At 69.3% G+C, this 13,575-nt stretch carries 12 protein-coding genes and 1 riboswitch; of the genes, 5 read left to right on the top strand and 7 right to left on the bottom strand.

From position 1 onward, the window contains the following. Nucleotides 1–83 precede the first annotated feature (83 nt). Complete coding sequence (gene flaF, locus HNR01_RS13765; protein WP_017485095.1) at nucleotides 84–458, top strand: flagellar biosynthesis regulator FlaF; 375 nt, start codon at nucleotides 84–86, stop codon at nucleotides 456–458. Nucleotides 459–729: 271 nt separating this feature from the next. On the opposite strand, the gene HNR01_RS13760 is transcribed toward flaF, so the two are convergent. Both HNR01_RS13760 and thiC read right to left on the bottom strand, forming a co-directional pair. Then, nucleotides 730–1,077, bottom strand: coding sequence for a flagellar protein FlaG (locus HNR01_RS13760; protein ID WP_153874963.1), 348 nt, complete (start codon nucleotides 1,075–1,077; stop codon nucleotides 730–732). Nucleotides 1,078–1,308: 231 nt separating this feature from the next. Next, nucleotides 1,309–3,201, bottom strand: a complete 1,893-nt coding sequence (gene thiC / locus HNR01_RS13755; protein ID WP_183668083.1) for a phosphomethylpyrimidine synthase ThiC — start codon at nucleotides 3,199–3,201, stop codon at nucleotides 1,309–1,311. Nucleotides 3,202–3,274: 73 nt separating this feature from the next. Next, a riboswitch (TPP riboswitch) is annotated at nucleotides 3,275–3,380 on the bottom strand. A 268-nt stretch (nucleotides 3,381–3,648) separates the two neighbouring features. Here thiC and HNR01_RS13750 point away from each other — a divergent pair. Continuing rightward, complete coding sequence (locus HNR01_RS13750; protein ID WP_026105616.1) at nucleotides 3,649–3,909, top strand: hypothetical protein; 261 nt, start codon at nucleotides 3,649–3,651, stop codon at nucleotides 3,907–3,909. A 9-nt stretch (nucleotides 3,910–3,918) separates the two neighbouring features. Here HNR01_RS13750 and trhA read toward each other — a convergent pair whose 3' ends face one another. Continuing rightward, entirely contained in the window at nucleotides 3,919–4,599 is a 681-nt protein-coding gene (gene trhA / locus HNR01_RS13745) for a PAQR family membrane homeostasis protein TrhA (RefSeq protein ID WP_017485099.1), read from the bottom strand. Between the two features lie 271 nt (nucleotides 4,600–4,870). Next, the gene (locus tag HNR01_RS13740; protein ID WP_183668082.1) at nucleotides 4,871–6,016 is read right to left on the bottom strand and encodes a COX15/CtaA family protein; all 1,146 of its coding nucleotides are present in this window, start codon (nucleotides 6,014–6,016) and stop codon (nucleotides 4,871–4,873) included. A gap of 183 nt (nucleotides 6,017–6,199) precedes the next feature. On the opposite strand from HNR01_RS13740, the gene HNR01_RS13735 reads away from it, so the two are divergent. Both HNR01_RS13735 and HNR01_RS13730 read left to right on the top strand, forming a co-directional pair. Continuing rightward, nucleotides 6,200–6,406 (top strand): DUF2842 domain-containing protein, encoded by a 207-nt coding sequence (locus HNR01_RS13735; protein WP_017485101.1) that lies wholly within the window; start codon nucleotides 6,200–6,202, stop codon nucleotides 6,404–6,406. Nucleotides 6,407–6,516: 110 nt separating this feature from the next. Then, on the top strand, nucleotides 6,517–6,960 hold the full coding sequence (locus HNR01_RS13730) for a hypothetical protein (protein ID WP_017485102.1): 444 nt from the start codon (nucleotides 6,517–6,519) through the stop codon (nucleotides 6,958–6,960). Between the two features lie 12 nt (nucleotides 6,961–6,972). Here HNR01_RS13730 and HNR01_RS13725 read toward each other — a convergent pair whose 3' ends face one another. Continuing rightward, nucleotides 6,973–8,025 carry a polysaccharide deacetylase family protein gene (locus HNR01_RS13725; protein WP_183668081.1) on the bottom strand — a complete coding sequence of 351 codons (1,053 nt, stop codon included), beginning with the start codon at nucleotides 8,023–8,025 and terminating at the stop codon, nucleotides 6,973–6,975. A gap of 193 nt (nucleotides 8,026–8,218) precedes the next feature. Between HNR01_RS13725 and HNR01_RS13720 the strand changes: the two genes are divergently transcribed. Beyond that, on the top strand, nucleotides 8,219–9,421 hold the full coding sequence (locus HNR01_RS13720) for a GNAT family N-acetyltransferase (RefSeq protein WP_183668160.1): 1,203 nt from the start codon (nucleotides 8,219–8,221) through the stop codon (nucleotides 9,419–9,421). A 15-nt stretch (nucleotides 9,422–9,436) separates the two neighbouring features. Here HNR01_RS13720 and HNR01_RS13715 read toward each other — a convergent pair whose 3' ends face one another. After that, nucleotides 9,437–9,649 (bottom strand): hypothetical protein, encoded by a 213-nt coding sequence (locus tag HNR01_RS13715; RefSeq protein WP_017485105.1) that lies wholly within the window; start codon nucleotides 9,647–9,649, stop codon nucleotides 9,437–9,439. Nucleotides 9,650–9,805: 156 nt separating this feature from the next. Further along, nucleotides 9,806–13,558, bottom strand: a complete 3,753-nt coding sequence (metH, locus tag HNR01_RS13710) for a methionine synthase (protein ID WP_183668080.1) — start codon at nucleotides 13,556–13,558, stop codon at nucleotides 9,806–9,808. Nucleotides 13,559–13,575 lie beyond the last annotated feature (17 nt).

Below are 13,575 nucleotides of genomic sequence, written 5' to 3'. Positions count from 1 at the left end.
AACCCTTGCATACGGGCTTTTAACAAAGCGGATGCATGATTCGTCTGCGACCGGCCGAGGGCGGCGCAGGGAGAATTCCGATCATGCAGTATGCGGCCAATGCCTACGCGAAAGTCGCGCGCGTGGCGCTCTCGCCCCGGGAAGCGGAAGCCGCCGTTCTGCTGAAGGCTGCCGGACGTCTCCAGGCTCTCGGGTCCCAGGTCGAGATGGGGCCGGCCCTCAACGAGGCTCTCACCTTCAATCAGCGGGTCTGGACGATTCTGGCCTCCGCCGCGACCGAGCCGAGCAGCCCGTTGCCCGTCGAGGTGCGCAACGGCATGGCCCAGCTCTCGGCCTACGTGTTCCACACGATCGTCGATACGATGATCGAGCCCACGCCGGAGAAGATCGAGTCCCTGGTCTCGCTCAACAACCACATCGCCGCCGGTCTCCAGGGCGATGCCGGGCCGGGGGCCTGAGCCGCGCGAAGACGATTGCCCGGGGCGATCGCCGGCCTGCCCGCATCAGGCCTGCCTTTTCGAGCCTTCCGACGACATCACTCGTTCGCCGATGCAGCGTCCCGTCGTCGGACAGCGCTTCGGCCATGGGTGAGACGCGGCCGGAGGATGTCCCGCATCCGCCCGCGGGCATCGCGTGATTCCGGACACGTTCGGGCAACGCTCGCATGGCCCTTTCGCGAACAGGCTTCTCGGCGGGTTCGGCCGGACGGCGCTCAGGCGGTCTTGCCGTTCAAGCGGTCTTGGCGAAGCGCTCGCCCGGGAAGGGCGCCGTTTCCCGCGCGTAGGCGCGCGCCTTGAGGATCACCTCGTCGGGGATCTGCATCACCACGTCCCCGGTCTGCGGGTCGGTGACCCGGAAGACGAGGCTCTGGCTCTCCGCGTCGCGGATATAGGCGCGGCGCTCCGGCTCGGGCGGCTTCGCCTCGGTGCTCTCCGGGCTCACCGCGACGGTGACGGCGGGATCGAGCGGGCGGGAGGCCGGAGCCTCGTCGCGGACGGTCTCGGCGACGGGGCGAATGGGGGTGACCGGTGTGGTGGAGAGAGGCGGCGTCGTGGCCGCGGCCCTGATCGGGTCCATGGCTGCATTCCTTCGAGTTCCGGCACGGGGCCGGTCCTCAGGAAATTGCGTCCGTCGCTACCGGAGTCTTAAGGCCGGCGGCTTGTCCCCCGACAACGGCCGCCAGCCTGACTGAACCGTAAAGATTGCCTGAAGATTTTTCACGAAACGCGTCGGCGGACGCCTGACCTGGGATGGCTGCCCTTTCCGGGCGGCCATCCTCCGTTCGTCATCCTTCGTGTGGGGCGCCGTCTACTCCGCCGCGTCGACGTAGAGCTTGCCGCCCTCCGCCAAAAACTCCTGCGACTTCGCCGCCATGCCGGCCTTGCGCTCCTCCTCGGAGAGGGGCTTGGCCTGCCCGAGCACCACGCCGGCCTCCTCCATGGCGAGCACGTCGGCGCGCAGATCCTGCGTGATCTTCATCGAGCAGAATTTCGGGCCGCACATCGAGCAGAAATGCGCGACCTTGTGCGCGTCCTTCGGCAGGGTCTCGTCGTGGAAGCTGCGCGCCGTGTCGGGGTCCAGCGAGAGGTTGAACTGGTCCTCCCAGCGGAAGTCGAACCGGGCGCGGGAGAGGGCGTCGTCGCGCAGCTGCGCGGCCGGGTGGCCCTTGGCGAGGTCGGCGGCGTGCGCGGCGATCTTGTAGGTGATGACGCCGGTCTTCACGTCGTCGCGGTTCGGCAGGCCGAGATGCTCCTTCGGCGTGACGTAGCAGAGCATCGCCGTGCCGAACCAGCCGATCATCGCCGCGCCGATGCCCGAGGTGATGTGGTCGTAGCCCGGGGCGATGTCGGTGGTCAGCGGGCCGAGGGTGTAGAACGGCGCCTCGCCGCACTCGCGGAGCTGCTTCTCCATGTTGACCTTGATCTTGTGCATCGGCACGTGGCCGGGGCCCTCGATCATGGTCTGGCAGCCCTTGTCCCAGGCGATCTTGGTGAGTTCGCCGAGCGTCTCCAACTCGGCGAACTGAGCCGCGTCGTTGGCGTCGGCGATCGAGCCGGGGCGCAGGCCATCGCCCAGCGAGAACGACACGTCGTAGGCCCGCATGATGTCGCAGATCTCGTCGAACCGCTCGTAGAGGAACGATTCCCGGTGCCCGGCGAGGCACCAGCGCGCCATGATCGAGCCGCCGCGCGAGACGATGCCGGTGGTGCGCCGCGCGGTGAGCGGCACGTGGGCGAGCCGGACGCCGGCATGGATCGTGAAGTAGTCGATCCCCTGTTCTGCCTGCTCGATCAGCGTGTCCTTGAAGACTTCCCAATCGAGCTTGAGCGGATCGCCGCCGACCTTCTCCAGCGCCTGGTAGATCGGCACGGTGCCGATCGGCACGGGCGAGTTGCGCACGATCCACGAGCGGATGTTGTGGATGTTGCGGCCCGTGGAGAGGTCCATGACCGTGTCCGCGCCCCAGCGGATCGACCAGACCAGTTTTTCGACTTCCTCGGCCGCGGACGACGTCACCGCGGAGTTGCCGATATTGGCGTTGATCTTGACCAGGAAGTTGCGGCCGATCGCCATCGGCTCGAGTTCGAGGTGGTTGATGTTGGCCGGGATGATCGCCCGGCCCCGGGCCACCTCTTCGCGCACGAATTCGGGCGTGATGAAGGGCGGTACCGCCGCGCCGAAACTCTGCCCGTCGGCCAGGGCCGCCTCGGCGCGCTCCAGCATCTGCGCGCGGCAGGCGTTCTCGCGGTGCGCGACGTAGATCATCTCCTCGGTGATGATCCCGGCGCGGGCGAACTCGTACTGCGTCACCATCTGGCCGGGTTCGGCCCGGCGGATCGTGCGCTCGGCCGGGCAGGGCGCGACGAGCTTGTCTGCGGCGGCGAAACCGTTGTCCTCGGGCTTCACGTCGCGGGGCTTCACCGCCGCGTAGCCGCGCCCGACGATCCAGGGCTCGCGCACCGGAGCGAGACCCTTCTCAAGGTCGATCGCCGCATCGGTCTCAGTGTAGGGGCCCGACGGGTCGTAGACCCGCACCGGCTCCTCCTTCGGATCGGAGAGGGCGATCTCGCGGTAGGGCACGCGGATGTCGGGGCGGCCGGGGGCCTCGGCATAGACTTTTCGCGAGCCCTGGACCGGGCCGGTGGTGACGCTGGCAGGGCTGCCGTTGGGGAGATCTTTGGGACGGACGGGTGCGTTCATCGCTGTCGCTCCTGACGTGGGAGGCGACCCGTGGTCCCGACGATGGTGCGGATGGCCGCGGCTGCTTCGAGCAGCGGCCAATGGTTCCCGTCCCTCCGCCGGTACGAGCCGGATCAGGTTCAAGGGTCAGGGCGCCAGCCCACTCTCAGCCCCCTCACGGGGCCCCCCTCGGAACGATTCCAACCTCTTCCCTGTCGCGATCCTTGTCAATCCATCGCCGGAACGCCCCGATTTGGAGGAAACATTTTTCCGTTTCGGAGGGCGCCGCCTGTCACGGCGGATGCAGGGCGCAAAGCTTGATCGGTTGCGGCGGATCCGAGCCACGCTTTCGACGAAAAACTCACCAATTGCGACGGGAACTCCCCTTTTGCGACCGCGGGACGCGGCATGGGTGTGGATGACGCCCGGTCGGCGGGTGGCCATGCGCCCGCCTTTTCGCGACACACGATGGCGATGAGCACGATCATCCCTTTCCGCCGCCCTGCCCCCGCGACGCCGGCCCGCGCCGGCTGCGACGTGGCGGCCGTCGCGGGCGACCTGCTGGTCGTGCTGGATCAGCTGGAAGGGCTGGTGGCGCGCGCGGCCAACATGGACCGGCCGCGCATCGAGGTGGAGCGCAGCGTGCAGCATCTGCTCGACGCGATCAGCGCGGTCGAGCGGGCCTCGGACACGCTGGGCGAGGGCGGCAGCATCTCCGAGCCGGCGTGACGGACAGGCTCACGCGGCCGCGTTCAGAACGCTCGCCATGATCGTCCCGTAGTGGCAGGCGGTGGCGGCGAGCACGAAGGCGTGCCAGATCGCGTTCTGGAACGGCAGGCTCCGCCAGACGTGGAACACCACGCCCACCGAGTAGAGCAGGCCGCCGACCGCGAGGAAGCCCAGCGCCGACGGGGTGAGCCCGGAGATCACCGATTCGTAGGCGAGCACGCCGCTCCAGCCCAGCATCAGGTAGAGCACGATCGAGACCCGGTCCCAGCGGCCGGGCATCAGGATCTTGATCGCGATGCCGGCAAGCGCCACCGTCCAGATCAGGGCGAGCAGGGTCCAGGCGACGGGGCCGGAACCCACCAGCGCCACTACCGGCGTGTAGGTGCCGGCGATCATCAGGTAGATGAAGGCGTGGTCGAGCCGCCGCAGGATCCACTTGCGCGGGCTCACCGGCCACATGTTGTAGGCGGCGGACGCGCCGAGCATCGCCAGCATCGCGGTGGCGTAGACCAGCAGAGAAGCCCGCTCGATCCAACCGAGATGCGTCAAAGTCGCGGTGACGATCAAGCAGATCGCGCCGAGAACCCCGAGAGCGAGACCTGCGATGTGGACCGCACCATCCGCCCGTAATTCGCGCGGCGTGTAGTTCCAGGTCAGCGCAAGCGGGCGTCCGTCCTCGGCCAGAAACATCCTCTGCTCCTGTGTTGGCGAGGTATTTAAATCTATAGAGCCACGAGTCGTTCCATCGTCGAACTACCGAGTGCGGTGTCTTCCACCGAAATTGTCGCTGCGACGACTGGCATCCATCGATTGCGCCGCAAGATAAGCCGAATTTTATGCTGCGCCGCAATCGGCCGAGAGGGCGTTTCCAGCATCAGGGCCGATGGCGACGGTTTCGTGACCCCGCCCCGCGAGCGAGGCAGGTTTCACGCCAATCGGACGGGATAGATGCGCCGGTCCCTCAGATCCCGCGGCCAGCGAGCGCCTCCAGGCCGATCGGCACGTCTCCCGCCTCGGGCGCGGAAGCCGCGGGCACGCCCAGGCTGAGGCGGGCATGGACGGTCGCCATGATCAGCACCGCCATGGCGAAGACCTGATGCGCGAGCCCCGCCCAGAGCGGCACCTGCAGGAGCAGGGTGACGATGCCGAGACCCATCTGCGTCAGCGCCAGCGTGGCGACACCCATCGCCCGGCCCGCGGTGCTGCCGGGCGCGATCCGGACGGCCTGGACCGCGTGGGCGATGGCTGCCAGCACCACGAGGTAGGCGAAGAGACGGTGGTTGAACTGCACCAGAGCGAGGTTGTCGATGAAGTTCTCGATGAAGGGCACCTTGTCGAACAGCACCCGGGCCGGCGGCACGAGGCTGCCGTCCATGTCGGGCCAGGTGTTGTAGAGGAGGCCCGCCTTCGAGCCGGCGACGAGCCCGCCGAGCCAGATCTGAATCAGCACCAGCACCGGCAGCAGGCCGGCGAAGACCCGCACCGATTCAGGGGCGGGGGCAAGCGCCCGGGGGCGGGTGCCGGCGGCGAGCCAGACCAGGCCGGCGAGGATCAGGCTCGCGGTGGTGAGGTGGAGCGCGAGCTTGAGCGGCGCCACCGCCGTCATGCCGGGCTGGAGGCCCGAGGCGACCATGATCCAGCCGATCGCACCCTGGAGCCCGCCGAGCAGGCCCAGCCCGAGCAGGCCGAGCAGCAGGCGGCGCCCGAGCATGCCGCGGATCCAGAACCACGCGAAGGGCAGGAAGAACAGGAGGCCGACGATCCGCCCGAGCAGGCGGTGGCCCCATTCCCACCAGTACAGCGTCTTGAAGCCGTCGAGGCCGATGCCCTGGTTGAGGATGCGGTATTGCGGCGTGTCGCGGTACTTGTCGAACTCCACCGCCCAGTCGGCGGCGCTGAGCGGCGGGACCACACCGGTCACCGGCCGCCACTCGGTGATCGAGAGGCCCGAGCCGGTGAGCCGGGTCGCGCCGCCGACGGCGACCATCGCCACCACGAGCACGGCGAGCAGGTAGAGCCACGCGCGCACCGCGCCGTGGCCGGGGCGGTAGGAGGCCGCCGGGACGGCGTCGAAGCGGTCGAGGGACGGAGTGGTCGACAGTCTCATGGTCTCGCGCGTCAGGTCCGGCGGCCGGGATCGTTCGGGTGTGGCTTACGGGAAGCGGGGGCCCGCGCGCAACGCGGCCTATGACGCAGGCCCCCTGCATTGCGGCGCCCGAGCGGGACCGGTACGACCCGTTTCGGCGCGCGGACCGGCGCGCCGTCCCGACGCGAGAGATCGAAGGCCCCCATGCGCCGCCGTACGCGCACCCTGCTCGGAACCTTCGGGATCCTCGCCTTCGTGATCGTCTACGCGCCGCTCGCCATGGCGCTCGCCGACAGCCGCATCGCGGAAACCCATCCGGCGGTGCAGACGGTGATCTACTCGATCCTCGGGATCGCCTGGATCTTCCCGCTGATGCCGCTGATCCGCTGGATGGACCGGCCGGACGATTAGACCTGCGGACGCGGACGGACACGGCGGGCCCCTTTTTTCGCCGCACTCGCTGGCGAGAAGGCGGGACATCCTACGCTCAAGGTTCGTCTTCCGAAGGTCGACCGTCACCCATGCGCCCCTCCCCGCGCCGTCCCGCGCTTTCGTTCCGGCCGCATCGCCTCGTCGCCTCGCTCGTGATCCTCGCCGCGCCGCTCGCCGTCCTCAGCGCCGCTGCCCAGGGGACGCCGCGCTCGATGGCGGAATGCGAGCGGCTGAAGAACGACCTCGCCTACAACCAGTGCCTCGCCATGTTCGGTCCGCCCGCGCGGAACGTGGCGAGCGGCGGCGGCTATGTCAGCGGGGGCGACGCCGCCTCCAGCACCTCCTCGGTCGCCTCGACCGCGACCATCCCCGGCATTCCCTCGATCGAGGAGCCGGATGTCGAGCCGGTGCGTCGCCGGGGCCGGCGCTCCGGCCGCCGCGGCCGGGCCAGCGCCAGCTTCGATGTCGGCAGCGCCGATGCCGGGACGGGGGACTCGGAGGGCTCGCCGCGCTCGCGCCGCCGCCGCCGCTGACGGGCTGGCCCCTCACGCCACGTTGAGACGCCGCCCGCGATTCCAGGCCAGGAACGGCACGCCGGAGAGAAGGCTCGCCAGCGCCGCATCGCTCTGGTGCAGCCCGTTCACCGAGACCCGCGGCAGGGCGTGGCAATGGTCCGCGTGCTCTGTGAACAGATGGCCCGGCCGGGTCGTCACCGCGGTGGCGAAGCCGAGCTTTTTCGCGAGTCCGAACTCGCGCGGCCCCGCCGAGGTCGGGTCGCCGACGGGATAGGACAGGTGATGCACCGGGCGATCCAGCTCCGCCTCGATCCGTGCCCGGCTCTCGGCCATCTCCCGCTCCGCGAAGCCGGCCTCGTGCTTGGCGAGCATCGGGTGCGAGAGCGTGTGTGCACCGATGGTCACCGCGGGATCGCGGGCGAGCGCGCGCAGGGCGTCCCAGGTGAGGCAGAGGTCGCGGGCGAGTCCGCCCGGCTCGAACCCCGCCTCGCGGCAGAGGCGGGCGATGTCGTCCAGCAGCACCGCCTCCGATCCCGCTCGCAGGGTGCGGTAGACGGTCTCGAAGGCGGCCGTCTTCTCCGCGTCGGTCCGGGCCGGCAGGATGAGTCCGGAAGCGAGCGGCACCGCGTCGAGCCGGGCGATCGCCCGCTCCAGTTCGAGCCACCACAGCCGGCCGCGCCCGTCGGCGAAGTCGCTCGTCACGAACAGCGTCCAGGGCGCCCCGTGCCGGGCCAGGACCGGCCGGGCATGCTCGACATTGTCGCGGTAGCCGTCGTCGAAGGTCAGCACCGCGAAGGGCTTTTTGCTTTCCGGGGCCGCGAGCCGCTCGGGCACGCGGTCGAGGCCGATGAGGTCGAAGCCGCGGGCGGTTAGCAATCCGAGCGTCCGATCGAGGAAGGCGGGCGTGATCGACAGGAGGGCGTTCGGCGCGAAGCCCGGCACGGGGCCGGGGCGCACGTGGTGGAAGGTGAGGATCACGCCGCGCCCGCGGGCGGCGGGGGCGAGCCAGCGGTCGGCGCCCGAGGCGGCGATCGCCCGAAAGCCGGCGCGGAACAGGCGGTGTCGGGTGCGCGGCGACAGCATGGCGCCTCAGGGCTCGAAGCACCGGGCGGCCCCGGCATCGCCCGACCCTAGCGGGAGACGCGAAAAGCTTTCGTTACCCATCCCGGCAGATCGGACCTTCGCGTCAACCGCCGCTTGAGGCCGGGCGGGCAGGATCGCGCCGGCATTTCGCGCGGCTCGACGGTGACGGGCACAGGCGCCGGGGAACATGAGCATGGTGGCTCTCGCCGAGGATCTGGGGCAGCCCGTGCGCGCGGCTTTGCAAGGACGGGGCGGCCTCACCGCGGAGGTGTTCTCCGATCTCGCCGCGGTCGAGGGGCTGTGGCGCGCGCTCGAGGGCGATCCGGCGGTGCTGATGACGCCCTACCAGCGCTTCGACTGGGTGGCGGCCTATCTCGGCGGCGGGATCGACGCGGGCGAAGCGACCCGCATCCTCGTGCTGCGCGACGGGCTCGGGCGGGCACGGATGCTGCTCCCGCTCACCGTCGGGCGGCGCGGACCCTTGCGGGTCGCGCGGGTGATCGGCGATCGGCACGCCAATTTCCACATGCCGCTCTTCGCCTCCCGCGAGGCGGCGGCGATGCCGGCCGAGGAGCTGGCCGCGGCTTTGACCGAGGCCGGCCGCGCGGCGGGCATCGACGCCTTCGCCTTCCGCAACCAGCCGCGCTTCTGGGACGGAGCCCCGAACCCGCTGGCCGTGGGGGGCCTGCCGGCGCCGAGCGACGCCTACGGCATGCTGCTCGGCCCCGACGCCGAGGCCACCCTGCGCCGGGTGTTCAGCGGCGACACCCGCAAGAAGCTGCGGGCCAAGGAGCGCAAGCTCGTGGAGTTCCTCGGACCCGTCGAGCACCGGGTCGCCGGGACGCCGGAGGCGGCGGCCGAGATCCAGGCGGCGTTCTACGCGCAGAAGGCCGCGCGCTTCGCCGATCTCGGCGTCACCGACCCCTATGCGGACGCGGCGGTGCGCCGCTTCATCGCCGCCGCGACCGCGCCGGGCATGGACGGTGGCGCGCCGGCCGTCGAGGTTCATGCCCTGGTGGCGAGCGGGAGCGGACGCATCCTGGCGACCTTCGGCGGCGCGGTGGACGGCGCCCGCTTCTGCGGGATGTGGACCTCGTTCGACACCGACCCCGAACTCGGCCGGTTCAGCCCCGGCGAGATCCTGCTGCACCGGCTCGTCGGCGATCAGGCCGCGCGCGGCCGCAGGGCGCTCGACCTCGGCGTCGGCGAGGCGGGCTACAAGGCCAAGACCTGCGACGAGACCATCGAGCTCGTGGAGCACACCGTGCCGGTGAGTCCGGCGAGCCACGCGCTCGCGCTGGCCTCACGGCTGGCGGTGCGGCTCAAGCACCGGGTCAAGCGCTCGCCGCGGCTCTGGGCGGCGGCCCAGAGCCTGCGGCGGCGGCTGAGGCGCTGACGCCGTCCGGGGCTTTTAGAAGCCGCGGTTGGCGATCGAGGGCATCGAGGGCTGCGTGTAGGCGCGGTTCACGTCCCGGCGGGTCTGCGTGCCGTTGGTGTCGGACGACTGACGGAAGTTGCTGGCCTCGAACGCCGAGGACAGGCCGGGGCCGCCGGAATCGGTGCTGTTGCAGGCCGACAGCCCGGAAGCGAGGAGGGCGGCGAGGACGATCAGCGTGGGGCGCATCGGGACTTCCTGTCGAAGGCGGGGCTGCCCCGCGGGTCGGACGGACGGCGTGCCGCGCTCCGCCGTCCCGCGGCAAGGAAAAAGTCGCGGCGCGGGCGCGCCCGTGTGCGATCCCGCGCCGGGTGTGACCTATTCAACGTAGCCTATTTGGCGTGACTACTCGGCGGCCGCCTTGAGATAGCGGGCCGGGTCGTAGTTGAGGATCGGCCCGAGCCAGCGCTCGACCGCGGCGATGTCCATCCCCTTGCGCAGCGCATAATCCTCGACCTGATCGCGCTCGACCTTGGCCACGCCGAAGTAATGCGCCTCCGGATGGGCGAGATAGAGGCCCGACACCGAGGAGCCCGGCCACATGGCGTAGGACTCGGTGAGCCGCACGCCGATGCGGCTCTCCGCCTTGAGCAGGTCGAACAGCGTGACCTTTTCCGTATGGTCGGGCTGGGCCGGGTAGCCCGGCGCGGGGCGGATGCCGTCGTACTTCTCGTGGACGAGGTCGTCGGCGGTGAAGTTCTCGTCGGGGGCGTATCCCCAGAACTCCTTGCGGACGCGCTCGTGCATCCGCTCGGCGAAGGCCTCGGCGATCCGGTCGGCGAGCGCCTTGACGAGGATCGAGCGGTAATCGTCGTTCGCCCGCTCGAAGCGCTCGGCGATGCGCACCTCCTCCAGGCCCGCCGTCACCACGAAGGCGCCGACATAATCGGCGATGCCGGTCTCGGCGGGCGCCACGAAGTCGCTGATGCAGGTGTTGGGACGCCCGTCGCGCTTCGACAGCTGCTGACGCAGGCCGTGGAAGGTCGCGAGCGTCTCCTGCCGGCTCTCACCGGTGAAGAGGCGGATGTCGTCGCCGACGCTGTTGGCCGGCCAGAAGCCGATCACCGCCTTCGGGTTGAACCAGCGCTCCTCGACGATCTGCTTGAGCATCACCTGCGCGTCCTCGAACAGGGCGCGGGCCGCCGGGCCCTGCTCCGGGTCGTCGAGGATCGCGGGGTAGCGGCCCTTGAACTCGTAGGTCTGCAGGAACGGCGTCCAGTCGATGTAGGGGACGAGATCCGCCACCTCGTAGGAGCCGTAAGTCCGTGTGCCGGTGAAGCTGGGCTTCTTCGGAGCGTAGCCCGACCAATCGACCTTGAAGGCGTTCGCGCGCGCCTTGGCGAGCGGCAGGCGCTGCTTGTCGGCCTCGGAGCGGCGGTGGGCGTCGGCGACCTTGGCGTATTCCGCCCGCACCCGCTCGATCGTGGCGCCACGGCTCTCCTTCGAGATCAGGCTCGACACCACGCCGACGGCGCGGCTGGCATCGGTCACGTAGACCGCTTGGCCCCGCTCGTAGGCCGGGTGGATCTTCACCGCCGTGTGGACGCGGCTGGTGGTGGCGCCGCCGATCAGCAGCGGCATCTCCATGCCCTCGCGCTCCATCTCGGAGGCGACGTGGACCATCTCGTCGAGGGAGGGGGTGATCAGACCCGAGAGGCCGATGATGTCGACATTTTCTTTTTTCGCCGTCTCGAGGATCTTGGCGGCCGGCACCATCACGCCGAGATCGATGATCTCGTAGTTGTTGCAGGCCAGGACCACGCCGACGATGTTCTTGCCGATGTCGTGGACGTCGCCCTTCACGGTCGCCATCAGCACCTTGCCGGCGGCCTGGCGCTTGCCGTCGCCGCCGTTGGCCCGCTTCTCCTCCTCCATGAAGGGTTCGAGATAGGCCACCGCCTGCTTCATCACGCGGGCGGACTTCACGACCTGGGGCAGGAACATCTTGCCCGAGCCGAACAGGTCGCCGACCACGTTCATGCCGGCCATCAGCGGGCCCTCGATGACGTGGAGCGGACGCTCGGCCTCTTTGCGCGCCTCCTCGGTGTCGGCGACGATGTACTCGGTGATGCCGTTGACCAGCGCGTGCTCGATGCGCTTCGCGACCGGGGCCTCGCGCCAGGAGAGGTCGGCGGTCTTGGCCTGCGCCGAGGCGCCGGTCTTGAACCGCTCGGCAGCCTCCAGAAGGCGCTCGGTGGAATCCTCGCGCCGGTTGAGGACGACGTCCTCGCAGAGTTCGCGCAGCTCCGCCGGGATCTCATCGTAGACCGCGAGCTGGCCCGCATTGACGATGCCCATGTCCATGCCGGCCTTGATGCAGTGGAACAGGAACACCGCGTGCATCGCCTCGCGCACCGGCTCGTTGCCGCGGAAGGCAAACGACAGGTTCGAGACGCCGCCTGAGACGTGGGCGTGCGGCAGGGTCTCGCGGATGGTGCGGGTCGCCTCGATGAAGGCGACGCCGTAGGGGTTGTGCTCCTCGATGCCGGTGGCGACGGCGAAGATGTTGGGGTCGAAGATGATGTCTTCGGGCGGGAAGCCGACCTGCTCGGTCAGGATCTTGTAGGCCTTGGTGCAGATCTCGACCTTGCGCTCGTAAGAGTCGGCCTGCCCCTGCTCGTCGAAGGCCATCACGACCACCGCCGCGCCGTAGGAGCGGCACACCTTCGCGGTCTCGATGAACTTCTCCTCGCCCTCCTTCATGGAGATCGAGTTCACGATCGGCTTGCCCTGCAGGCATTTCAGGCCGGCCTCGATCACCTCGAACTTCGAGGAATCGACCATCACCGGCACGCGGGCGATGTCGGGCTCGGCGGCCACCAGATTGAGGAACTCGACCATCGCCTTCTGCGAGTCGAGCAGGCCCTCGTCCATGTTGACGTCGATGACCTGGGCGCCGGCCGCGACCTGATCGCGGGCGACGTCGAGGGCGGCGGCGTAATCGCCGTTGGTGATGAGTTTTCTGAATTTCGCCGAGCCCGTGACATTGGTGCGCTCGCCGACGTTCACGAAGGGAATCTCCTTCGTCAGAACGAAAGGTTCGAGGCCCGACAGCCGCATCAGACGCGGGATCTCCGGGATTTTGCGCGGCGTCTTGTCGGCAACGGCTTCCGCGATGGCGCGGATGTGGTCCGGCGTGGTGCCGCAGCAGCCGCCGACCATGTTGACGAGGCCGCTTGCCGCGAACTCGCCGACGAGCTTGCCCATCGCCTCCGGGCTCTCGTCGTAGAGGCCGAATTCGTTGGGCAGGCCGGCATTCGGATAGGCGCAGACGAGCGTGTCGCAGATGCGCGAAAGCTCCGCGATGTGGCCGCGCATCTCCTTGGCGCCGAGCGCGCAGTTGAGGCCGAAGGTCAGCGGATCGGAGTGGCGCAGCGAATTCCAGAACGCGGCCGGCGTCTGCCCCGACAGGGTGCGGCCGGAGAGATCGGTGATGGTGCCTGAAATCTGGATCGGGAGTTTGATGCCGACTTCGGAAAAGACCTGCCACGCGGCGGCGATGGCCGCCTTGGCGTTCAGCGTGTCGAAGATCGTCTCGATCAGGATCAGCTCGGCGCCGCCATCGATCAGGCCGCGCACCTGCTCGACATAGGCCTGCTTCACTCCATCGAAGGTGACGGCGCGGTAGCCGGGATTGTTCACGTCCGGCGAGATCGACAGCGTGCGGTTCGTCGGGCCGATGGCGCCGGCGACGAACCGGCGGCGGCCGTCCCGCTCTTCCGCGAGCTTCGCCGCCTCTCGGGCGAGCCGCGCGCCCTGCGCGTTCAGCTCATGAATGATCGCCTCCATGCCGTAATCGGCCTGGGCGATCGTGGTGCCGGAGAACGTGTTCGTCTCGCAGACATCGGCGCCGGCGAGGAAGTAGTCGAGGTGGATCTGCCGGATCGCGTCGGGCTGCGTCAGGATCAGGAGGTCGTTGTTGCCCTTCTGATCGTGGCCGTGATCCTTGAAGCGCTCACCCCGGAAATCCTCTTCCGTGAACTTGAGGCGCTGGATCACCGTGCCCATCGCCCCGTCGAGGACGAGGATCTTTTCGGAGGCACGCTGGCGCAGCGCGCGCTCGATCTCGGTGCCGTCGACGGGAGGGAAAGCGGTCATTCTTGCTATCTCGCAGT

The organism is Methylorubrum rhodesianum (genome assembly GCF_014199985.1).
GTDB lineage: Bacteria > Pseudomonadota > Alphaproteobacteria > Rhizobiales > Beijerinckiaceae > Methylobacterium > Methylobacterium rhodesianum.
The sequence above is the reverse complement of the archived record's forward strand: the minus strand, read 5'-3'. Positions and strand labels throughout refer to the sequence as shown.